The sequence below is a fragment of the Campylobacter sp. CFSAN093246 genome (genome assembly GCF_012889415.1).
In the GTDB taxonomy this organism is placed as follows: Bacteria; Campylobacterota; Campylobacteria; order Campylobacterales; family Campylobacteraceae; genus Campylobacter_D; species Campylobacter_D jejuni.
In genome coordinates, this window is sequence record NZ_CP040613.1 from 258,117 (window position 1) to 279,224 (window position 21,108).

A 21,108-nucleotide genomic window follows, 5' to 3' on the forward strand; every position below is an offset into this window, starting at 1 on the left:
TTCTTATCCTAGTTTCAAATTTTTTCTAACCACATTTTCCAAGTATTCTGGAGAATAAGGTTTAGTGATATATTCAGTCATACCCACTTCAACACCTCTTAAACGGTCAGTTTTACTTGTTCTTGAAGTAACTGCTATCAATGGTAAGTTGCGATATTTAGAATACTTTCTAATTTCACCAGCTAAGGTGTATCCATCCATTCTTGGCATTTCGATATCTATAAGCATTGCATCAATATCATGTTCGCCAGATTTTATAATATTCAATGCTTCAACACCATTTGTTGCTTCGATTAAACTAACTCCTAGCGGTTCTAAAGCTTTTTGCATTAAAGTTCTATCCATTTTAGAATCATCTACAATTAAGACTTTATAATCACTTGGTTGTTCTTTAGGTTTTTTGGCACTTGATTCTAATTGCGCTTTAATATCAACTTTAATTTCTTTGGCCATATCCATCATAGCACCTACATCAATGATTAATGTCACTCTACCATCACCACGGATTGTAGCTCCTGCTATACCTTGGATATTTTGTAAATAATCACCCATAGATTTAATAACTATTTCTTCTTGTCCTACAAGAGTATCTACTATAATACCAAGCTTGCTTTCTGCTACCCCTATAACAACGACATAAGTTTGATCACCGCTTTCAAGGACTTGTTTAACTCCAAATACATCTGAAAGTCTCACAAGAGAAAGCACTTCATCTCTTAAGCGTAATACATTTTTACCTTCGATAGTATAGATATCATCAATTGGCACTCTAACTGTTTCAAGAACGCTTGCAAGTGGAATTGCATAGAATTCCTCTTGAGTTCCTACAAGTAAAGATTGAATGATTGCCAAGGTAAGAGGAATTTTAAGTTTAAATGAACTTCCTTTGCCTAACTCACTATCAATTTCAATTACCCCATTAAGTTTTTCGATGTTGGTTTTAACAACATCCATTCCTACACCACGACCTGAAACATTTGTTACTTTAGCCGCAGTTGAAAAACCAGGCTTGAAAATCAAAGCAAAAGCTTCTTTGTCTGTCATTTGATCTGCTTCTCTTTCGGTAATCAAATTTTTCTCTATAGCTTTTGCTTTTAAGCCATTTGGATCAAGTCCTTTACCGTCATCTGTAATTTCTACAACGATGTGATTGCCTTCATTATAAGCTTTAAGTTGTACTATACCTTTTTCAGGTTTTCCATTCGCTGCACGAGTTGCTGGATCCTCAACACCATGATCACATGAATTTCTAATCATATGCATGATAGGATCGCCAATTTCCTCTACGATAGATTTATCAAGTTCAGTTTCTTCACCTGTAATTTCAAGTTCTATTTGCTTTCCTAATTCACGACTTAAATCACGAACAACTCTTGGGAATTTATTGAAAACTTTTGCTATAGGTTGCATTCTTGTTTTCATCACAGCAAGCTGAACATCAGTTGTAATAATACTTAATTGACTTACAACCTGATTAAGTTCTTCAAGGAATTTTTCTCCTTCATAACGCTCTTCAACATCATCGTAAATTTTAAGCAAACGGTTTTTGCCTAAAACAAGCTCTCCAATTAGATTCATTAAGTGATCTAATCTTTTTACCTCCACGCGTATGGTTTGATCCATACTGCTAGCATTACTACCTGAAGCAGGAACTTTTTTCTCTCCACTTTCCGTAGGTTTATTTGCTGTATTGTTAGTCGGTTTAGGTGCCGCATTTGTTGTTTGTTTCTTTTGTGCGCGACGAGCTTGATCTTCAGCTTTTCTAACTTTTAAAAGTCTTTCTATTTCAGCTTCAACTTCAGAATCACTTAATTGATTAACATCTACTTCAGGTTCTGGAGTAGCTATTTCTTGTTTTGGTGCTTCTAGTTCTGCTTGTGGAATAGATTTTTCATTTGAATCTGTTGCCACAACAGGAGACTCTCCCTCTGAAATAGCTGTTAATCTTGCGCAAATTGGTTCTATATCCATACCAATAGCAGTATCGTTGCCATTATCACGAATGGAATTAAGTAAAGTTTTCATTCTATCAATAGACTCTAAAACCACATCCATGATATCTGGAGTTATTTTTAACTCGCCATGTCTTGCTTTGTTTAAAACATCCTCCATGTGGTGAGTTAACTTTGTTAAAACATCAAAATTTAAGAAGCTTGATGATCCTTTAACCGTATGTGCAACACGGAAAATTCTATTTAATAATTCTAAATCTTCTGGATTTGATTCAAGCTCTACTAAATCATGGTCGATTTGCTCAACAAGCTCAAAAGCTTCAACCAAAAAGTCTTCAAGTATTTCTTGCATATCTTCCATATTTTACCCCTGTTCTTGAGATTGATGTTTTTTAATAACCTTTGCAATTTCATTGAAGAAATCGCTAGCGTTAAATTTGACAAGATAGCCTTCTCCACCAGCTTCTTGAACACCTTTCTCATTCATAAATTCATTTGATAAAGATGAGTTAAAGACTATAGGAATATCTTTAAATCTTGGATCTTCTTTAATGCGTGCAGCAAAGTGGAAACCATCCATTTGTGGCATTTCGACATCGCTTACTATAATTTTTAAAGTATCGTTTAAACTTTCACCATAAATTTGGCTTAATTCTTCTAATTTGTTTATACCCTCTACGCCGTCCTTAGCTTCAACAACTTGAAAGCCCATCTGTTGCATCATTTCTTTGACGCGTTTTCTAGCAGTCATGCTGTCATCAAGTATAAGTGCTGTTCCAGTAAATTTTTCTATTTTTCCAAAATCTATATCTGTTTTTGGAGCGTAAATTCCTAAATCTTCAACAACACTTTCAAGATCTAAAATTAGCAACACTTCATCATTTTCAATGCGTGTTACACCTGTAATTTTACCTTTATCTAAAGCACCTGATCCTGTAGAAAAAGTTGCTGGTTCTATATCTTTCCAGTTTATTCTACGAATTCTTTTTGCTTCGTGAACTATAAAACCAATAAGAATATTGCTAAATTCAGTAATAATAACTCTAGGTTTTAGCATAGTGCTTTCTGGCTCAGTGATTTGCATCCATTTGGCAAGATTGACTACAGGTATAACCACTCCACGAAGATCAAAGATTCCTTCGATGTAATCAGGTACACCTGGAAGTTCTGTAAGGCTTGGGATTTTTATAATCTCCCTTACCTTAGAAACATTTACACCATAAATTCCTTCATAGACTTTATCGTGCCCTTGCTTAAAGATACGGAAATCGACAAGCTCCATTTCATTTGAACCCGTTTTCACGATATTTTCATCAAACATTTTGACCCCTCAATTTCTGTTCTCGAAATTTGATTTCTTGCTGATATTCTACTACAAAAAAACTTCTCTCATATGCAAAACTAGCTAAGTTAAGATATTTAATGTTTTCTTTGTTGATTTGATGATTTTGATGATAGTGTCCTTCACATACCCAAAATCCTAAATTTTCATATTTTTCATATCTTTTTTTCGCTAAATTTTCAAAATCTTTTATTTGATAAAAAAGGTTTTTTTTGTTTTGATTTTGAAGAATTTTATTTGAAATAAAATTACGAGTAATAATATTTAAAAAATTCAAAAATACAAGCAAATAATGATTTCTTAATGTTTTCAGAGTAAATTGTAAAAGAGGTGGTAAAAAAATATCTCCGTGAGCTAATTTTATAAAAGCACTATTTAAAACAAGATTATTACCTTTACTTGTATGCAAATTAAGCTTTATGGGCTGCTCTTGTAAGTTAAAAATTTTTACCCTTTTAAAAAAACAAGAAAGATTAAAATCATGATTGCCTTCTAAGTAGATAATTTCAATTTTTAAGGCCAATTCTTCTAAAAGTTCTATGTAAGGTTTAGCAAATTCATGTGTAGCAGAGATTTCGCCTATAAGCAAATCGAAAATATCACCTATAAGTATGAGTTGAGGGGTGGAAATTTTACCTTTTTTTAAGGCTTGTAAAAATTCCCAAAATCCCTTTCTTTGTTCATTTTCATGAGCATCTGCGATTAAAATCGCTCCATTTTGTAGTAAAATTTTTTATCCTTAAAATTTCAAAGGCTCATAATTTATAGAAAGGATTTCAAATTCACTTTCACCTTTTGGCAAACGCACTTTAAAATCATCTCCTTCTTTTTTTCCAAGCATAGCTTTTGCTATTGGAGATGCGATGGAAATATAACCCTTATCTAAATTTCCTTCGCAAATTCCTACTAGAGTATATTTGCTTTCTTTTTCTGTATCCAAATCCATGATCACAACACTTGAACCAAATTTCACACTATCGTGCTCATAGCTTGAAGGATCGATCACTTGAGCTCTTGCTAGCAAGTCACTAAGCTCTGCAATACGACTTTCTATCAAAGCTTGCTTTTCTCTTGCAGCATGGTATTCAGCATTTTCTTTCAAATCCCCATGACTTCTTGCTGTATCGATTTCTATTACAACGGCAGGGCGTTGATTGTCTTTTAAATCTTTTAATTCTGCGGCTAACTTATCATAGCCAAATTGACTCATTGGTTCTTTTTGCATGATTTATCCTTTTATATTTCGTTTAGGATTTTTGCTAAATTTTTAGCACTTCCAAATTGTAAATATTCTTTTAAAAAATCAACTTTAGCAAAAAATGCCTTATAATCATATTTATTGTAAGCTTCATATAAATTTAAAACATTGACTTTATCTTGTAAAAATTCAGGATTTAAAGCTTCTTTTCCAGCGAAATCACAAAAAATATTTGCAAGTCCTATATGTTTTAATTTTACAAAAAGTTTTGCGATAAAAATATCGATAGCCTTTGCCTTATAAGCAAGAACAAAAGGAGTTCCCACTAAAGCTGCTTCTAAAGTAGCTGTTCCACTACAAATAAAGGCAAAATCAGCTTTTTTAAGCACTTTTGGAGTGTTACTTTCTATCTTAAATTCGCTAATATCACCATAAACTTCTAATTTTTCAAGATTAAATGAGGGAACGCAAAGAATTTTTTTACCCTTAAATTTTTGAGAAAGTTCTTTAAAAATAGGCATTAAACGCCTAATTTCACTACGCCTTGAACCTGGTAAAAAGGCTATAGTTTTTTCATCATCTTTTTTTGAAAATGTATGATTAATGTCTTCTTGATTTTTAAATTCTTTTATCTCATCTAAAAGCGGATGGCCTATATAGGTGCTTTTGTTAAAAAATTGATTATCAAAGGGCAAAATAGAAGCTAAAATATCAAAATGACTTTCTATGATAGGTATGCGACCTTTTTTCCACGCCCAAACTTGAGGCAAGATATAATAAATGCGTGGAATTTTACTGCCTGCTTTTTTTAAAGCTTTAGCAAAAGGTATGTTAAAAGCGGGTGAATCTATACATAAAATCCCATTTATTTTTTGAGTAAAGCTTAAATTTGCAAGTTCTTTTATAGCTTTTTTTGCTTTGAAAATCAAAGGTAAAACTTCTATAAAACCCATAGCACTAAATTCATGTGAGCTATAAAGTGGTTTAGAATTTAAATCAAATTCTTTGCATAAACTCTCATCATAAATCCCATGAAGTTCAAATTCACCAAAATCTTTTTTATAAGCTTTTAAAACTTCTTTTAAATGCAAATTTGCTGAAGGCTCTAAAGCACAAACTAAAAAGGTTTTCAAAAAATTTCCTTATCAATATTTTAAACATTTTATCTTATTTTGGCTTAATTAAAAGAAGTTATGCAAGAATACACGCTAAAAAGCGTGTATGAAGGTTTATTCTCTCCAGCCGTATTTTTTAAAAATTTCTTTAGCTTCCTTAGAACTTAAATAAGCAATAAAATCTTGTGTTTCTTTGCTCGCACCTTCTTTAGCTATCACATTAAAAGTTCTATAAACAACCAAATCTTTTTCTATAGCTACGGCAGTTCCTATGTCAGGATTGCTTTTTGACCAGTCAATCCAAGTGATCCAAGCATCGGCTTGATCTTGTGCGAAAAGCTTTCTTGCACTTCCACTATTTGGAACAAAGGCCACGATATTGTTTCTAAAATTTTGTATGGTTTTTATATCTTGAGTTCTACCTATCATATCTTCCCAAACTCCAGTTCCAGAAGTATTGCTCTTTCCAGCACCTTCAGGCACAACGATTCTTACTTTTTTATTAGCCAAATCTTTTAAACCTTTGATTTTTAAAGGATTGCCTTTTTGAGTAAGTATGATGGCTTCTCTAAAATATAAAGGCTTGATTTTACTCACATTAAAATCTTTTCCAAAATCACTCGCTATAGCTAAAGCCGATTGATCTGAAGCGCCAAATAAAATATCTGCATCTTTTTTAGCCTTTTCAAACCAAGTCGCTTGAGGGCCAAAATTTACATTTACTTTAACGCCTGTTTTTTCGCTATATTTGTTTGCTATATCTTTTAAGGCCGTGTGTGGGCCACCTGGTCCGTAAAGGTTTACATCTGCATTTGCCATACTAAAAGCTAAGGCACATGCACCAAATAAAGTAATAATTTTTTTCATAGTATTTCCTTTTATGATAAATTTTTATTGATTGAAGGTAAGATTTTAGAAATTGTATGTTAATAAATAGTTATAATGTAACAAAAATATTATTAAAATCTAACTTTTGCTTGGTATTTTTGCAAGCAAAAGTTAAAATTGTTATTGATGCTTCTTTTTAGCGCTAAAATGACATAAAGTAGAACAAAGTATACAAAGAATACAAGCACTAAGGAGCATGATAAGACCAGCATTCCAACTACCATAGTAATCCACAGCCCAACCTATGCTTTTGTTCCAAGTGAAGCGCCGACTACATAACTCATAAAGCCATGAAGTCCTACACAAGATCCTACTGCAAAAGCAGGAACGACTTCCATAGTTTGCATACTTGCTAAAAATTGTGGTATATAGACTAAACACCCCGCCATAGCTGCAAAGAAAATAACCATATAAAGATTATTTGAAGTAAAATATCCAATAATCATAAAGAAAATAATAACCATGGCGCCTATAGCAGGAGGCATTCTATAGCCTTTAAAAATTTTATCTGAAATATATCCTGCAAGTAAAGTAGAAGGTATAGCAGCCCATTCAAAAAGCCAAAAGGCAATACCTATTTGTTCTTTATTAAAGCCTTTTGTTTCTAGCAAGTAAATAGGAAGCCAAGAAATAAGCCCAAAACGCACCATATAAACAAAAGTATCCATCCAAGCCACATACCAAGCATTTTTGTTTTTAAGTACATAATGATAAAAAATTTCAAAACTGCTTAAATTTGGAGTTTCTATAGCTTTGATTTCTTCTGTTTTAATCCCTCGCATTTCATTGATTTCAGTAATATCAACCAAACCTTCATTTTTAGGATTTCCTTTAACTGCATAAAGCGCATAAAGACTAATGATAACTGCACAAGCAGCAGGAGTATAAAAATGATTCATGTGCCAATATGTTTCGTTAAAATTTGCCATACTCACACCCAATAATGCTGCCAAAGCAAAACCTGAAAGCGAAACTATAGGAGCAACTATCCCGCCTCCTATATTATGTGAGATATTCCAAACGGCCGTGTAAATTCCCCGCTCTTTTTTAGGATACCAGTTTGCAAGAGTGATAAAAGAAGGACCTACCCCCATACCTTGAAAAACCCCAAGCGCGATAACAAAACCTACATAAGCGTAAAAAGAATTTGAAAAACCAAGTAAAACATTTACAAGAGCACATAAAATAAGACCTAAAGCCATGATTTTTTAGGATCAGCTTTGTCGCTTATAACGCTCATTGCACCCTTGCTAATCCCGTAAGCTATAAGCATTGAGCCTGTGATTGTTCCGATGTCTGATTTACTGAGATTAAGTTGATTTTGTATAAATGGAGTTGAAAGAGTGATATTATTTCGCACAAGATAATATCCCATATATCCTATAAAAACCCCACTTAAACTCCAAGTTCTCATTTTGTAATATCTAGGTAAAATTTCCTAAAGAGGAAATTTAATAGCTTTTGCCTTAGGTTTGAAAAAATCAAACATATTTAAACCATCCTTACTAACTTTATATTTTTATAGTTTAAATAATGTTAATCGATATAAAATAAAAAAATAATTAAAAATAATACGAAATTTATATAATTTAAAAATTAAAATTTTATACTATGAAGCTTTAAAAAAATATGTTAAAATCCAGATTTTTATCTTTTGCAAGGAAGACAATGAAAGAAATTCTTATCACTAATGACGATGGTTATGAAAGCGAAGGACTTAAAAAACTCATTAAGATGTTAACAAAAGAATTTAAAGCCAAGATCACCATAGTAGCTCCTGCTAGTGAAAAATCAGCTTGTTCGCACTCTATAACCCTAACCAAACCTTTGCGTTTTGTTAAAGTGGGAAAAAGATTTTACAAACTTGATGATGGCACTCCAGCAGATTGTGTTTATCTTGCTTTGCATGCTTTATACAAAAAGCGTTTGCCTGATCTTGTAATAAGTGGGATTAATAAAGGTGCTAATGTAGGCGAGGATATTACCTACTCAGGAACTTGCGCAGGAGCTATGGAGGCGGTTTTACAAGGAATTCCTGCTATCGCTCTTTCTCAATTTTATAAAAAAAGCGAAAAAGAACTAGACTATAAAAATGCTTTACAAATTACCAAAAAAATCATTCAAAATATTTTTGATAAAGGTTTTCCTTTGGAAAAAAAAGAATTTTTAAATATCAATTTTCCTGCAAAATCAAAAATCAAAGGCATTAAAATTTGTAAAGCAGGCAAAAGGGTTTATAATTTTGAAGCCCATTCAAATGTCAATCCGAGAGGAGTAGAGTACTATTGGCTTGCAGCGGCGAATTTAGACTTTGAAGATGAGAAAAATAGCGATATTGCCTTACTTAAAAAAGGCTACGCTACAATAACACCTATAATGCTGGATCTTACAGCTTATGAAAGAATGAAAAAAGTTAAAAAATGGTTAAAGGCAAATGATGAATGATAGATTTACACGTATAAAATGGCTAGTTGGAGAAGAAAAATTTCAAAAAATTTCACAAACAAAAGTTTTGGTTTGCGGACTTGGTGGAGTGGGTGGAATTTGCGTTGATGCGCTTTATCGTAGTGGTTTTAAAAACCTTACTTTAATCGATGCGGATAAATTTGAAATCACTAATCAAAATCGCCAAATTCATAGCGAAAATATAGGCGAAGAAAAGGCTAAAGTATTTGAAAGAATTTATAAGGTTAAAGGTATAGTCAGTAAAATCGATGAAAATTTTTTAAAAAATTTTGATTTAAGCGAGTTTGATCTTATCATAGATGCCATTGATGATATTCCTGCAAAAGTAGCTTTGGCTCATCTTATAGATTTTAAAAAACAAATTTTTATCTCCTCAACAGGTGGAGCTAGAAAGCTTGATCCAACACGCATTAAAACTACAAGTATTTTTAAAACTCACGGCGATGCTTTAGCGAAAAAATTTCGTTATGAGCTTAGAAAATCAGGCTTTAAGGGAAATTTTGATGTGGTATTTTCAGATGAGGAAGCGCATTGTAAAGATCTTGGATCTTTTATGGGTGTGACTGCATCTTTTGGTTTAGCCCTAGCCAGCTTGGCATTAAGAAAAGTTCTTGCTAAGAAAAGCTGATATTAAAGATTTAAATGCTTGTTTGTCGCTTTTTGAGCAAAGCGTAAAAACACTTTGTGCTAAGGATTATACAAAAGATCAAATTTGTGCTTGGATTAAAATTGATAGACAACAATGGGAAGAAAAATTTAAATATGATGAGATCTTTGTCTATGAAAAAAGAGGAAAAATCGCAAGTTTTATAAGTGTTAAACAAGAGCAGAAATTGCTTGATTTGCTTTTTACTCATCCTGATTTTGTTAGACAAGGTTTAGCACAAAATTTACTTGATTTTATTTTAAAAACTTATTTGCATAATGAAATTTACACTTTCGCATCCTTAAGTGCTAAAGATTTTTTCTTAAAAAATGGTTTTGAACTTATAAGGGAAAACAAGGTTATCAAAGAGGGACAAAATTTAAAAAAATTTTTAATGAAAAAAGATGTGGTTTATAAAAACTAGAAGTTAAGATAAGCAAAAATAATGGATTAAAAGATAGAAAAAATTACAAAAATAGCTAGATGTTAGAAAATAGCTCCGTGTTTTTCATAATTTGTTATTTTTGTAGCAGTGTTATTTTCATCCACAAAAACAACTTTTGGTTTAAATGTTTTTGCTTCTTCTTCATTAAAATCAGCATAAGACATGATGATCACCTTATCTCCCACTTCTGCAAGACGAGCCGCAGCACCATTTAAGCATACAACTCCTTCTTCTTGCGTGGCTATGGTATAGGTTTCAAATCTAGCGCCATTATTGACATTGACTACTTGGACTTTTTCGTATTCTAAAATTCCACTCGCTTGCAATAATTTTTCATCTATACTTATACTTCCTATATAATCAAGCCTAGCTTCTGTTACGCTTGCGCGATGTATTTTTGATTTGAGTAAAGTGATATTCATTTTAATCCTTGTACTAAAAAATTATCAATGAGTCTTGTTTTTCCAACAAAAGCAGCCACCGCTCCTAAAACATTATCAGTGATATTTTCGATATTTTCCATGGTGTTAAAATCGACTAATTCTATATAATCGATTTTGATTAGTTTTTCTTTTTCTAAAATATCTTTCATAGCTTGGATGATCTTAGAAGTATTTTTTTCTCCCTCTCGGACTAATTTTTCAGCCAAAAAAATGCTTTGAGATATAGCTAGTGACGCTTTTCTTTCTTCTTTGCTAAGATATACATTTCTAGAGCTTTTAGCTAAGCCATCTTCTTCTCTAATGATAGGACAAATTTGAATTTTTAAATCAAAATTTAAATCATCAACCATATGCCTAACGACTACGCATTGCTGCGCGTCTTTTTGCCCCATATAGACTATATCAGGGTTTAGGATATTAAAAAATTTAGTTAAAACCGTGCAAACGCCTCTAAAATGCCCCGGTCTTTTAGCCCCGCAAAGTTTATCAGTGATCGTATTCATATCTACATAGGTGCTAAAATTCTTAAGATACATTTGAGTTGCATCGGGGATAAAAACCATATCAACGCCATTATCTTGACACATTTTAATGTCGCGTTCTAAATCTCTTGGATAACTAGAAAAATCTTCATTAGGCCCAAATTGCATAGGATTTACAAAGATACTTACTATAACCTTATCTTGTGTTTTGGCATGTTTGACTAAACTTAAATGTCCATCGTGTAAAAAACCCATGGTTGGAACATAGCCTATACTAAGTTGATGTGATTTCCAATCTTTTGCAATTTGTTTTGCTTCTTTGACAGAAGTAATGACTTGCATATTTGTATCCTTAGTATAATTTATCTAATAATTCATCATCTAAATAATCAAAGCTGTGCTCTTGGGAAGGAAAAATACCGCTTTTAACTTCATCTCTATATTTTTCAACTCCTACTTGAGGATCAATTTTATCAAAATGCTTTACAAATTTTGCTTTAAAATCTTTATTTAAACCCAAAAGATCGTGATAAACTAAAACTTGTCCATCGCAGTATTTGCCTGAACCTATGCCGATTGTTGGAATTTCTAAAATAGAGCTTATTTTTTGTGCTAGTTTTACAGGCACACATTCTAAAACCAACATACAAGCACCCGCATCTTGCACAGCTTTTGCATCATCTATAATTTTTTGGGCTGATTGTAAATCTTTACCTTGAACCCTATAGCCACCTAGCATATTTACAGCTTGTGGGGTTAGTCCTAGGTGAGCAACGACGGGTATTCCTGATTGGGAAATCAATTTAATCTTACTTGCGATTTCTATACCCCCTTCCACTTTTACCCCATTTGCGTGGCTTTCTTTGATAAATCTTGAGGCATTTAAGATAGCGTCACGATCTGAACTTTGATAAGACATAAAAGGCATATCAGCAAGTACGAAAGACTTTTTAGCTCCGCGAGAAACAGCTTTGGTAAAAATCAACATTTCATCCATAGTAACACTTAAAGTATCTTGCATACCAAGTACCGTCATGGCTAATGAATCTCCAACCAATATAATATCTATATCGCTATTGTCTAAAATTCTTGCACTATGATAATCATACGCACTTACCATGGTTATTTTTTCATTTTTGGCCTTTTTTTCCAAAAAACTAATCATACTTTTTCTCATTTTGCATACCTCAATTTTTAGCTATAAAATAATAAGCAAAAAACTAGCATATAATTTTTCATAAATAGTAAATGAATGATAAAGTAAGTTATATTTAATCGATGGATTGCTTTAATGGTTACAATATTTAGAAAATTTCAGTTCATGTTAAAGGATATTTAAAGAAAATAAAGCTTTAAAAAGTATTTTGTTTAAAATTATTTAAATAGAAAGATATTTTATGAAAAAAATAACTTTATTTTTACTTTTCTTAAATTTAGTGTTTGGGCAAGATAAGATATTAAATAATTGGTTTAAAGAGTATAATACAAGCGGCACTTTTGTTTTTTATGATGGAAAAACTTGGGCGAGTAACGACTTTTCAAGGGCTATGGAGACTTTCTCTCCCGCTTCCACTTTTAAAATTTTTAATGCTCTAATTGCACTTGATAGTGGTGTGATAAAAACTAAAAAAGAAATTTTTTATCACTATAGAGGTGAAAAAGTATTTTTATCTTCTTGGGCGCAAGATATGAATTTAAGTTCAGCTATAAAATATTCTAATGTTCTTGCTTTTAAAGAAGTGGCAAGAAGAATTGGTATCAAAACTATGCAAGAATATTTAAACAAGCTTCATTATGGTAATGCTAAAATTTCCAAGATCGATACTTTTTGGCTTGACAACTCACTAAAAATAAGCGCTAAAGAACAAGCAATTTTGCTTTTTAGACTTTCACAAAATAGCTTACCTTTTTCTCAAGAAGCAATGAATAGTGTTAAGGAAATGATTTATTTAAAAAATATGGAAAATTTAGAGCTTTTTGGAAAAACAGGTTTTAATGATGAGCAAAAAATTGCTTGGATTGTAGGTTTTGTGTATTTAAAAGATGAAAATAAATATAAGGCTTTCGCGCTAAATTTAGATATTGATAAATTTGAAGATTTATATAAAAGAGAAAAAATTTTAGAAAAATATTTAGATGAACTTGTAAAAAAAGTTAAAAATGATGGCTAGTGAGTATTTCGTAAAATGCAAAAATACTTAATTGTATGATTTGCGTACACTTAAAGTACTCATTAAAAAATTAAATTTTTGCTCTTATTTATCAAGTTTTCCTACGATGATAGGGTTAAAGGCTTTTATGGATAGCAAAAGCGTATCGCCGATTTTTACATCTTGATAAGCTTTTAGAAATTCCTCTTCACTAAGAGTGATTTTAATAATATCTTGATTTAAAAGCAAGGTTAAAACCACTAAAATATCACTTTTTTTAATTTCTAGCAAAGTTGCACTTAAGCGTAATTTTGCGCTGATATTTGAATGAGTAAAAAATTCATTTTTAGGAAAATCTTTAATAATTTTTCCGTTTTTAAGCTCTAAAATTCTATGACTTAACTTATAAATTTCAGCTAGATCATGACTTACCAATAAAGTACTTATTTTAAAATACTCTAAAATCTTGGTTAATTCATCTTGTAAATTGGCACGCATTTTAAAATCCAAAGCACTCAAAGGTTCATCTAAAAGCAAGATTTTTGGTTCTCTTGCTAAAGCTCTTGCTAAAGCTACTCTTTGTGCCTGCCCCCCACTTAAATGTTTAGGATAAATTTTAGCTAAATTTTCAAGCTTCATTAAGGCTAAAAGCTCGCTAACCTTTGCTTTAGAACTAGCGGCATAGGCGATGTTTTCTTTTATATTCATATTTGGAAAAAGCGCATAATCTTGAAAAACAAAACCAATTTTTCTTTTTTGTAAAGCTAAACTAAAATTTTTTGAAGAATCAAACCAAAGTTCATTATCTACTTCTATACGCCCCAATTTAGGCTTTATAAGTCCCGCTATGATTTTTAAAAGAGTGGTTTTTCCTGCTCCACTTTCGCCAAAAAGTGCAGTAATTTTTCCTGATTCTATATCTTTTTTAAAATTTAAATCCAGTCTTCCTTTAGCGGTATTCATAGGATGATTGATATCAATTCTTATCATTGAAAACTCATTTTTTTATTGATAAAATAAAGACTAAAAAGTACTAAAAAAGAAAAAATAAACAATATAAAAGCATATTGATGGGCTAAGCTATAGTTTAAGATTTCAAGTTCATCATAAATAGCTATACTAGCCACTAAAGTTTCACCTTGTTTATGTCCTCCTATCATCATCACGACTCCAAATTCACCCACAGTATGGGCAAAACTCATCGCACAAGCACTAAAAATTCCTGCTTTAGAATTAGGTAAAATCACTCTAAAAAGAGTATAAATTTTACTTTTACCTAAACTATAAGAAGCATCGAGCAAATTTGGATTGATCGATGAAAAGGCACTTTGCAAAGGATTTACCATAAAAGGCAAAGAAAAAATCAAAGAAGCAAAAACAAGACCTTCAAAACTAAAAACCAAAGAAAGATTAAAATATTCTTTTAAAACTTGCCCTAAAAAACTATTAGCCGAAAAAGTTACAAGCAAATAAAATCCCAAAACACTAGGAGGTAAAATCAAAGGCAAGGAAATAAAGCTTTGAAGGATTGTTTTAAAAGGAAAACGCACAAAACTTAACAAATAAGCTAAAAAAACACCGATAAAAAAAAGGATAAAAGTCGTGATAAAAGCAAGTTTAAAAGTAAGATAAAGGGTTTGTAAAAAAGCTGGATCAAGCACTATGACTCCTTAATACAATATCATTTGCTTTTACAAAACAAAGCCATTCTTGATTTTCACAAATTTCAAGTTCTAAAGCTTTTTCTTTGGTGATAATACTAGAAAGTTCATTACCTTTAAAATCAAAAAATACCTGATATAAAAGTTTGCCTTTTTTAATTTTTGTAATTTTAGCTAAAAAAGAATTTTCAACACTTAAAAGAGTTTTGCTTGCGCTAAAACAAAGCTCATGCTCTTTAAAAAGAAGTTCTACACTCACACCAATTTTTAAATTTTCTAAAGATTTTAATTCAAGCATTAAAACACTAAAAATCACTTCTTTAGAAAGTATTTTAACAATAACTATATCCTCTTGATTTAAAAGCTCACAAATTTGTCCTTTTATAAGGTTCATGGTGTGCTAAATCCGTATTTTTTAAAAATTTCTTTTGCTTTTGAAGAGTCAATAAATTCGTTAAATTCAAAGGCTAATTTTTTATCCTTAGCGTATTTTGTGATGACATAACTTTGCTCTAAAGGGCTAAAATACTTTGCATCAATTATAACAGCCTTACCCTTAGGATGATTGATAGAAGAAACTAAAGAATAAGCCACTATAGCTATATCTGAATTTTTGCTATCTACATGTAAAACAGGCACTGAGATATTTTCGCCTAAAACGATTTTATCCTTAAGAAGCTCATTTAAACCCAAATTTTCAAGCACTTCTTTAGCTGCTACTCCATAAGGAGCTACTTTAGGATTGGCTATGCTTAGATGCGTGATTTTGTTTGCCTTTTCTTTTAAATTTTCAACGCCTCCTTGGAGTAAATTTTCATCCAAGCTATACAAAGCCAAAACTCCCAAAACATAAACTTTTGGTTTTATTAAAGCATTTTTATCATCATAAATAGCCTTAGCATATTTAGTATCCGCTGAAAAAAAGAGATCAAATTCTCTTCCTTGTTTTAAAAGCTCATAATATTTTCCAGAAGCACCAAAAACCAATTCTATTTTATCTTCTGGATGTGTTTTCAAAAACTCATCTTTAACTTCACTCATCGCCTTTGAAGCTGAAGAAGCTACAAAAATACTTAAATTTTGCGCATTTAAACACGAAACAAAAAGCAAAATCCCAAAAAATACTACAAACTTTTTCATTTAGTTTTCCTTGTGTAAAAATTTAATTTTTGGATTATAACACAAAAAATTCATTTTATATCATTTTTGCATAAAATAAATACAGGATGATAAGTGAGTTTGTTTTGAAATTTTTCTTCAAATTCTTTTAAAAAACCTTTATTTAAAGGATAAAATCCTAAAGAATTTACTCCGCTTAATTTTAAATGTCTAAAAACATCTAAAGCATTATCAAAGCTTAATTTTATGAGTTCTTGAGTAATTTTTACTTCATTAAAATAGACTTTAAAAATTTGCTCTAATTCATTTAAGCTAAAATAATTTAAACCAAAACCCGTGCTTTGCTTGATTTCTTTTAAATTTTGCTCTGCAAAAGTAGAAAGAAGTAAAATCCCATTTTGATTTAGCATATCTCTAAGACTTGGTATAATGCGTTTTAAATCAAGCCATTGCAAAGTTGCATTTGAAACAATAAGATCAAATTTCTCTTTACTTAAATCCTGTTTTGCAATTTCGTTCATATCAAAAATTAAAATACTAGAATTTTCTTTAAAATCTAAAATATCGTTTTTTAAATACTCATCAAAAGTAATAAAATTTTGAAGTTTTTTGCTCAATTCACCCCTGCCACAACCAAATTCAAATACTTTTTCAAAATGTGAAATTCTTAAATTTTTTAAAATTTCACAAAGTTTTAAACCCATAAAATCTTGCACTTTTGCATGTTTTTCATAATCTTTTGCTTTTAAAAAATTCAAAGCTCATCCCAAGTTTTAAAATGAAAAAAAGCAAAATGCGGTTCATTTAAAAAAATAAGTTTTGAAAAAGCATTTTTTAAAGCATTTGGTGGAAAAATTTCATCTTTTTTACTTGAATAAACCTTATCCCAAAGCAAATTTTCTTCTTGTTTTACTAAAGCAAAGTCAAAAAGTTTTTCAAGCTCTATTTTTAAAGCTTTTTCATCTTTAAAAATAAAATCTTTAGTTAAATTTTTGCGTTCTTTAAATAAAGCTTCTTTGAAATTTTCTAATTTGAAATTTTGCAAGGTTTTTCTAAAAATTGCAGGATGAATTCCTTTTGATTTATCTATGCCTAAATTTGTGCCATTTATGGCTATTTTTTGTTTAAAATTAAGCTCTTTTAAAAGTCTATTTGCCACACAAACCCCCATAGAAAAAGCGATTAAAAAAAGTTCATCAAAAGCTTTGAAATCAAAATTTAAATCAAAATTTTCATAATCATAAAATAAAATCACATTTTTATCGCTTTTTAAATGCGAAAAATGACTAGAATGTGAAGCAAATCCCCCAAATACCACTATAAGTTTTTTTGAATCAGGATTTTTACATAAAAATTCATATTTCATAAAAGCTCTATTATTCTTTCAAGTTCTTCTGTGTTAAGTCCTGCGTGCAAAGAAAAACGAATTCTGGCTGTATTTTTTGGCACGGTAGGTTCTTTGATCGCAGGAGCAAAAAAACCAGCTTTTTGAAGTTTTTGTGAAATTTCTAAGGCTTTTTTATTTTCACCTAAAAGCAAGCAAATAATATAAGCATCGCCTAAAACGATGTGATTTTTTTCTTGCAATTTACTTTTAAAAAAAGTGCTTAAAAGCTCTAATTTTTCTCTTTCTTTCTTAAAATAAGGCATTTTTTTAAAAATAAATTGCGTCCAAGCTACATTAATAGGTGGCAAGGCTGTAGAATAAATAAAAGCTCTAGCCTTGTTGATGAAAAATTTCTTATATTTTTCATCACATATTATACAAGCACCCATGGAAGCAAGGGCTTTTCCAAAGGTAAAAACCAAAAAATCCACTTCATTTTCTAAGGCTAGTTTTTTAACAAGCCCCAAACCCTCTTCATCAAAACAACCCACGCTGTGTGCTTCATCTATATAAAGCTTAATTTTATCATAACGCCTTTTAAGCTCACACAGAGTTTTAAAATCGCTAAAATCTCCATCCATACTAAACAAAGCTTCGCTTAAAACGATGATATTTTCATAATTTTCATAATGTTTTTGGATTAAACTCTCTAAATGATTCATATCTTTATGATGAAAACGAAAAAAATCAGCCCTGCCAAGTCTTAAGCCATCAATCATACTTGCATGAATAAATTTATCGGTTAGAAAAAGCGTCTTAGAAACGCTAGAAAGTGCTGCTATACAAGAGATATTTAGATGATAGCCACTATTAAAATGTAAAATTTCCTTATCTTTAAATTTAGTCTTTAAAAAACTTTCTAATTTTTCATAAATTTCAAAATTTCCACTCAAACTTCTTGAACTCGAACTTGAAAAAAACAAATCTTGTTCTTTTAGGGTGTTTAAAAACTCAGCTTTTAACTCTTTGGAAGACGCCAAATAAAGATAATCATTTCCTACTAAATTTAAAAGTTTGTGATCTTGCTTATAAACAAATTTATTTTCATGTTTTAAAGGTGTTAGAGTTCTTAGATTGTGATTTTGCTCTAGATCTTGCAAAATTTTTTCAAGCTTCATTTTTTTCCTGTAAATTTAAAAATTTAAAGTATTATTTTGCCAAAATATTTTTAAAAAAGAAGTTATAATGCAAAATCAAATCTTAAAAAATCTCGATTTAAAACACATTTGGCACCCTTGCACACAAATGAAAGATCACGAAACCCTACCTTTAATTCCTATAAAAAAAGCAAAAGGTGTATGGCTTTATGATTTTGATGATAAAGCTTATATGGATTGTGTGAGTTCTTGGTGGGTCAATCTTTTTGGTCATTGTAATGAAAAAATCGCAAATGCCATTAAAAAACAAGTTGATGAGCTAGAGCATGTGATCTTAGCAGGCTTTACACATGAGCCCATTATCAAGCTTTCTGCAAGACTTTGCGAAAAAGTAGGCAGGAATTTTAACAAATGTTTTTATGCAGATAATGGATCAAGTGCTATTGAAGTAGCACTTAAAATGAGTTTTCATTATCATTTAAATAAGGGAGTGAAAAAAAGTAAATTTTTATCTTTAAGCAATTCTTATCATGGTGAAACCTTAGGAGCCTTAAGTGTGGGCGATGTAGCGCTTTATAAAGATACTTACAAAGCCTTGCTTTTAGAGTGTTTAAGCACGCCTGTGCCACAAGGCAAAGACTACACTAAAGAGCTTGAAATTTTAAAAGATATTTTAGAAAAAAATGCAAGTGAAATTTGTGCTTTTATACTTGAACCCTTGGTACAATGTGCAGGAAATATGCATATGTATGAAGCAAGGTTTATTGATGAGGCCATAAAGCTTTGCCATAAATTTGGAGTGCAAGTGATTTTTGATGAAATTGCAGTGGGCTTTGGACGCACAGGAACTTTGTTTGCCTTACATCAATGCAAACAAAGCCCCGATTTTATCTGCCTTTCAAAAGGGATAACGGGTGGATTTATGCCACTTTCTGTAGTGCTTACAAGAGATGAAATTTATAATGCTTTTTATGATACTTATGAAAGCCAAAAGGCTTTTTTACATTCTCATAGCTATACGGGAAATACCTTAGCTTGCGCGGCAGCAAATGCGGTTTTAGATATCTTTGAGGATGAAAATATTTTAGTAAAAAATCAAATTTTAAGCGAGTTTATCAAAAAAGAATTTTCAAGACTTGAAAAATTTGACTTTTTGGGTAATTTTAGAACTTGCGGGATGATCAGTGCTTTTGATATTTTAAGCACCAAGTATAAACGCGTAGGACTTTTTGTATTTCAAAAAGCCTTAGAAAAAGGTTTGCTTTTAAGACCTTTAGCAAATACGATTTATTTTATGCCTCCTTACATCATCACAAAAGAACAAATCGTTTATGTACTAGAGAGTTTAGAGCAGATTTTTAAGGAATTTTAAGTTGTAAAATTTCTTGCATTTGCTCTTTAAAATCTTTATTTAAAATGCTATTTTCATCAAAAAAATCAAGATTGATTATAGGAATTTTTGCATAATTTTTTATAAAATCATCTTGTAAGATATCTTTTTTACCCATCATTACAAGGGCTAAAAGATTGATATTTCTTTGCTTTAAAGCTTCAATGCTAAGCAAGATATGATTAATGCTTCCAAGATAGTATTTTGCTACCAAAATCGTAGGGTGTTTGAAAATATTCACAAAATCAATCATAGTGTAATTTTCATCCATAGGAGAAAAAAGCCCACCCGCAAGCTCAATAAGTAGGTTTTTGCTTTTTGGTAAAATGATATCTAAGGCTTTATAATCAAGCTTTTCTTTGATTTTTCCAAGATGAGGAGAAGCTGGAGTTTGCAAAAAAATACCTTCTTTAAAAATCTTTGTTTTTGGGCTAAATTTTGCAATAAACTCACTATCTGTTGGAGTTCCTGCTTGAATGAGTTTAAAATAATCATAGTTAAAATTCGCACAAAAAGCTGCACTAAAATGTGTTTTTCCTACATCAGTATGTATTCCACTCACATAAATTTGCACAAAAAATCCTTAAGAAAGAAATTTTAAACCTACTGTACAAGCAATAATCACAGTGATTAAAAAAAGTTTTAAAAAACTTTTACTTTCTTTATAAAAAAGTACTCCTATCATTACCCCACCAGCAGTTCCAGCTCCTGTCCATATAGCATAAGCAACACTCATAGCGATATTTTGCATACTTAAACTTAAAAAAGTAAAAGAAAATCCAAAACACACTATCAAAGCCAAAAGGTAAAGCTTATTTTTAGTGCTTACAAGTTCTTTCATGATCACCACGCCAAAAATTTCACAAGCAGTAGCTAAAAACAAATAAAACCATTCCATATTTAAGCTTCCTTGCTTATCCATTTAAGGGCTATAATGCTTAAAAGTAAAATCACTATAAGCACAAGTTTAATTATAGAAACAGCCTCGTTAAAAATAAACATTTCATTTAAAACCACCCCAATAGTGCCAATGCCTACAAAAACACTATAAGTAATACTTACTTCAAGTCTTTCACAAGCTTTTAAAAAGCAAGTAAAAGAAATACAAACCCCAATGGCTGTTAAAATATAGTGCCAAATTTCTGTAGAATACTTAAGTCCACTGACCCAAAAACATTCTATAATCCCGCCTAAGATTATTAAAAACCAAGCTATATTGATATTGAATTTTTCATTCACATGAAGCCTTAAATTAACATAATATTTGTAAAACAAATTATATCTTAAAGAAATTAAAAGAAGCTATAAATTTACTTTTCCATAAGCC

26 protein-coding genes are annotated in these 21,108 nt (G+C 30.8%); 5 read left to right on the plus strand and 21 right to left on the minus strand.

The genetic code is table 11. The features are described from left to right. Positions 1-3: 3 nt before the first annotated feature. From FBE87_RS01355 to FBE87_RS09165, 8 genes are all read right to left on the minus strand, one after another. Positions 4-2,313 carry a chemotaxis protein CheW gene (locus FBE87_RS01355; protein WP_002851649.1) on the minus strand — a complete coding sequence of 770 codons (2,310 nt, stop codon included), beginning with the start codon at positions 2,311-2,313 and terminating at the stop codon, positions 4-6. 3 nt (positions 2,314-2,316) lie between these two features. Further along, a complete protein-coding gene (locus tag FBE87_RS01360; RefSeq protein WP_002851778.1) occupies positions 2,317-3,273 on the minus strand; it encodes a chemotaxis protein in 957 nt (318 codons plus the stop codon). Beyond that, positions 3,266-4,024 carry a UDP-2,3-diacylglucosamine diphosphatase gene (locus FBE87_RS01365; RefSeq protein WP_323468479.1) on the minus strand — a complete coding sequence of 253 codons (759 nt, stop codon included), beginning with the start codon at positions 4,022-4,024 and terminating at the stop codon, positions 3,266-3,268. The genes FBE87_RS01360 and FBE87_RS01365 overlap by 8 nt, the downstream gene beginning before the upstream one ends. A 9-nt stretch (positions 4,025-4,033) precedes the next feature. Then, positions 4,034-4,519 carry a transcription elongation factor GreA gene (greA, locus tag FBE87_RS01370; RefSeq protein WP_002858660.1) on the minus strand — a complete coding sequence of 162 codons (486 nt, stop codon included), beginning with the start codon at positions 4,517-4,519 and terminating at the stop codon, positions 4,034-4,036. 11 nt (positions 4,520-4,530) lie between these two features. Next, positions 4,531-5,625: a lipid-A-disaccharide synthase gene (gene lpxB, locus FBE87_RS01375; RefSeq protein ID WP_002858730.1), complete on the minus strand. Its 1,095-nt coding sequence runs from the start codon at positions 5,623-5,625 to the stop codon at positions 4,531-4,533. A 96-nt stretch (positions 5,626-5,721) separates the two neighbouring features. Continuing rightward, the gene (gene peb3, locus FBE87_RS01380; protein ID WP_002857286.1) at positions 5,722-6,474 is read right to left on the minus strand and encodes an AcfC family glycoprotein adhesin PEB3; all 753 of its coding nucleotides are present in this window, start codon (positions 6,472-6,474) and stop codon (positions 5,722-5,724) included. A gap of 263 nt (positions 6,475-6,737) precedes the next feature. Next, positions 6,738-7,697, minus strand: a complete 960-nt coding sequence (locus FBE87_RS01385) for an MFS transporter (protein WP_002857303.1) — start codon at positions 7,695-7,697, stop codon at positions 6,738-6,740. Then, positions 7,688-7,909, minus strand: coding sequence for a glycerol-3-phosphate transporter (locus FBE87_RS09165; protein WP_002857419.1), 222 nt, complete (start codon positions 7,907-7,909; stop codon positions 7,688-7,690). Before FBE87_RS09165 ends, FBE87_RS01385 begins: the two co-directional genes overlap by 10 nt. A gap of 254 nt (positions 7,910-8,163) precedes the next feature. On the opposite strand from FBE87_RS09165, the gene surE reads away from it, so the two are divergent. The 3 genes from surE to FBE87_RS01400 are packed head-to-tail and all read left to right on the plus strand — an operon-like array spanning position 8,164 to position 10,031. After that, a complete protein-coding gene (surE, locus tag FBE87_RS01390; RefSeq protein WP_002854555.1) occupies positions 8,164-8,940 on the plus strand; it encodes a 5'/3'-nucleotidase SurE in 777 nt (258 codons plus the stop codon). Beyond that, on the plus strand, positions 8,930-9,589 hold the full coding sequence (locus FBE87_RS01395) for a tRNA cyclic N6-threonylcarbamoyladenosine(37) synthase TcdA (RefSeq protein WP_002860322.1): 660 nt from the start codon (positions 8,930-8,932) through the stop codon (positions 9,587-9,589). The genes surE and FBE87_RS01395 overlap by 11 nt, the downstream gene beginning before the upstream one ends. Next, complete coding sequence (locus tag FBE87_RS01400; protein WP_002857453.1) at positions 9,573-10,031, plus strand: GNAT family N-acetyltransferase; 459 nt, start codon at positions 9,573-9,575, stop codon at positions 10,029-10,031. The genes FBE87_RS01395 and FBE87_RS01400 overlap by 17 nt, the downstream gene beginning before the upstream one ends. Before the next feature lie 62 nt (positions 10,032-10,093). On the opposite strand, the gene panD is transcribed toward FBE87_RS01400, so the two are convergent. Genes panD through panB form a run of 3 tightly spaced genes read right to left on the minus strand, consistent with a single transcriptional unit; the run spans position 10,094 to position 12,154 of the window. Continuing rightward, positions 10,094-10,474: an aspartate 1-decarboxylase gene (gene panD / locus FBE87_RS01405; protein WP_002857482.1), complete on the minus strand. Its 381-nt coding sequence runs from the start codon at positions 10,472-10,474 to the stop codon at positions 10,094-10,096. Beyond that, positions 10,471-11,319, minus strand: a complete 849-nt coding sequence (gene panC, locus FBE87_RS01410) for a pantoate--beta-alanine ligase (protein ID WP_100621791.1) — start codon at positions 11,317-11,319, stop codon at positions 10,471-10,473. Before panC ends, panD begins: the two co-directional genes overlap by 4 nt. Positions 11,320-11,329: 10 nt before the next feature. Continuing rightward, the gene (panB, locus tag FBE87_RS01415) at positions 11,330-12,154 is read right to left on the minus strand and encodes a 3-methyl-2-oxobutanoate hydroxymethyltransferase (RefSeq protein ID WP_002783229.1); all 825 of its coding nucleotides are present in this window, start codon (positions 12,152-12,154) and stop codon (positions 11,330-11,332) included. A 220-nt stretch (positions 12,155-12,374) separates the two neighbouring features. On the opposite strand from panB, the gene FBE87_RS01420 reads away from it, so the two are divergent. Beyond that, positions 12,375-13,148 carry an OXA-61 family class D beta-lactamase OXA-193 gene (locus tag FBE87_RS01420; protein WP_002783228.1) on the plus strand — a complete coding sequence of 258 codons (774 nt, stop codon included), beginning with the start codon at positions 12,375-12,377 and terminating at the stop codon, positions 13,146-13,148. 84 nt (positions 13,149-13,232) lie between these two features. On the opposite strand, the gene FBE87_RS01425 is transcribed toward FBE87_RS01420, so the two are convergent. Genes FBE87_RS01425 through FBE87_RS01455 form a run of 7 tightly spaced genes read right to left on the minus strand, consistent with a single transcriptional unit; the run spans position 13,233 to position 18,412 of the window. Then, positions 13,233-14,117, minus strand: a complete 885-nt coding sequence (locus FBE87_RS01425; RefSeq protein WP_002816233.1) for a sulfate/molybdate ABC transporter ATP-binding protein — start codon at positions 14,115-14,117, stop codon at positions 13,233-13,235. Then, positions 14,114-14,788 carry a molybdate ABC transporter permease subunit gene (gene modB / locus FBE87_RS01430; RefSeq protein ID WP_002857391.1) on the minus strand — a complete coding sequence of 225 codons (675 nt, stop codon included), beginning with the start codon at positions 14,786-14,788 and terminating at the stop codon, positions 14,114-14,116. The genes FBE87_RS01425 and modB overlap by 4 nt, the downstream gene beginning before the upstream one ends. After that, on the minus strand, positions 14,781-15,182 hold the full coding sequence (locus tag FBE87_RS01435) for a molybdenum-pterin-binding protein (RefSeq protein ID WP_002857328.1): 402 nt from the start codon (positions 15,180-15,182) through the stop codon (positions 14,781-14,783). Before FBE87_RS01435 ends, modB begins: the two co-directional genes overlap by 8 nt. Continuing rightward, positions 15,179-15,928, minus strand: a complete 750-nt coding sequence (modA, locus tag FBE87_RS01440) for a molybdate ABC transporter substrate-binding protein (RefSeq protein ID WP_052798914.1) — start codon at positions 15,926-15,928, stop codon at positions 15,179-15,181. The genes FBE87_RS01435 and modA overlap by 4 nt, the downstream gene beginning before the upstream one ends. A 50-nt stretch (positions 15,929-15,978) precedes the next feature. Beyond that, complete coding sequence (bioC, locus tag FBE87_RS01445) at positions 15,979-16,665, minus strand: malonyl-ACP O-methyltransferase BioC (RefSeq protein WP_002816240.1); 687 nt, start codon at positions 16,663-16,665, stop codon at positions 15,979-15,981. Then, a complete protein-coding gene (locus FBE87_RS01450) occupies positions 16,662-17,273 on the minus strand; it encodes a DUF452 family protein (protein ID WP_002816243.1) in 612 nt (203 codons plus the stop codon). The genes bioC and FBE87_RS01450 overlap by 4 nt, the downstream gene beginning before the upstream one ends. Next, positions 17,270-18,412: a pyridoxal phosphate-dependent aminotransferase family protein gene (locus tag FBE87_RS01455; RefSeq protein ID WP_002816245.1), complete on the minus strand. Its 1,143-nt coding sequence runs from the start codon at positions 18,410-18,412 to the stop codon at positions 17,270-17,272. Before FBE87_RS01455 ends, FBE87_RS01450 begins: the two co-directional genes overlap by 4 nt. 67 nt (positions 18,413-18,479) lie before the next feature. On the opposite strand from FBE87_RS01455, the gene FBE87_RS01460 reads away from it, so the two are divergent. Further along, complete coding sequence (locus tag FBE87_RS01460; protein WP_002816247.1) at positions 18,480-19,763, plus strand: adenosylmethionine--8-amino-7-oxononanoate transaminase; 1,284 nt, start codon at positions 18,480-18,482, stop codon at positions 19,761-19,763. On the opposite strand, the gene bioD is transcribed toward FBE87_RS01460, so the two are convergent. The 3 genes from bioD to FBE87_RS01475 are packed head-to-tail and all read right to left on the minus strand — an operon-like array spanning position 19,750 to position 21,020. Beyond that, positions 19,750-20,355 (minus strand): ATP-dependent dethiobiotin synthetase BioD, encoded by a 606-nt coding sequence (bioD, locus tag FBE87_RS01465; protein ID WP_002816248.1) that lies wholly within the window; start codon positions 20,353-20,355, stop codon positions 19,750-19,752. The genes FBE87_RS01460 and bioD overlap by 14 nt on opposite strands. A gap of 9 nt (positions 20,356-20,364) precedes the next feature. Next, the gene (locus FBE87_RS01470) at positions 20,365-20,679 is read right to left on the minus strand and encodes a multidrug efflux SMR transporter (protein WP_002857436.1); all 315 of its coding nucleotides are present in this window, start codon (positions 20,677-20,679) and stop codon (positions 20,365-20,367) included. A gap of 2 nt (positions 20,680-20,681) precedes the next feature. Further along, positions 20,682-21,020 carry a multidrug efflux SMR transporter gene (locus FBE87_RS01475; RefSeq protein WP_002857302.1) on the minus strand — a complete coding sequence of 113 codons (339 nt, stop codon included), beginning with the start codon at positions 21,018-21,020 and terminating at the stop codon, positions 20,682-20,684. Between the last annotated feature and the right edge of the window lie 88 nt (positions 21,021-21,108).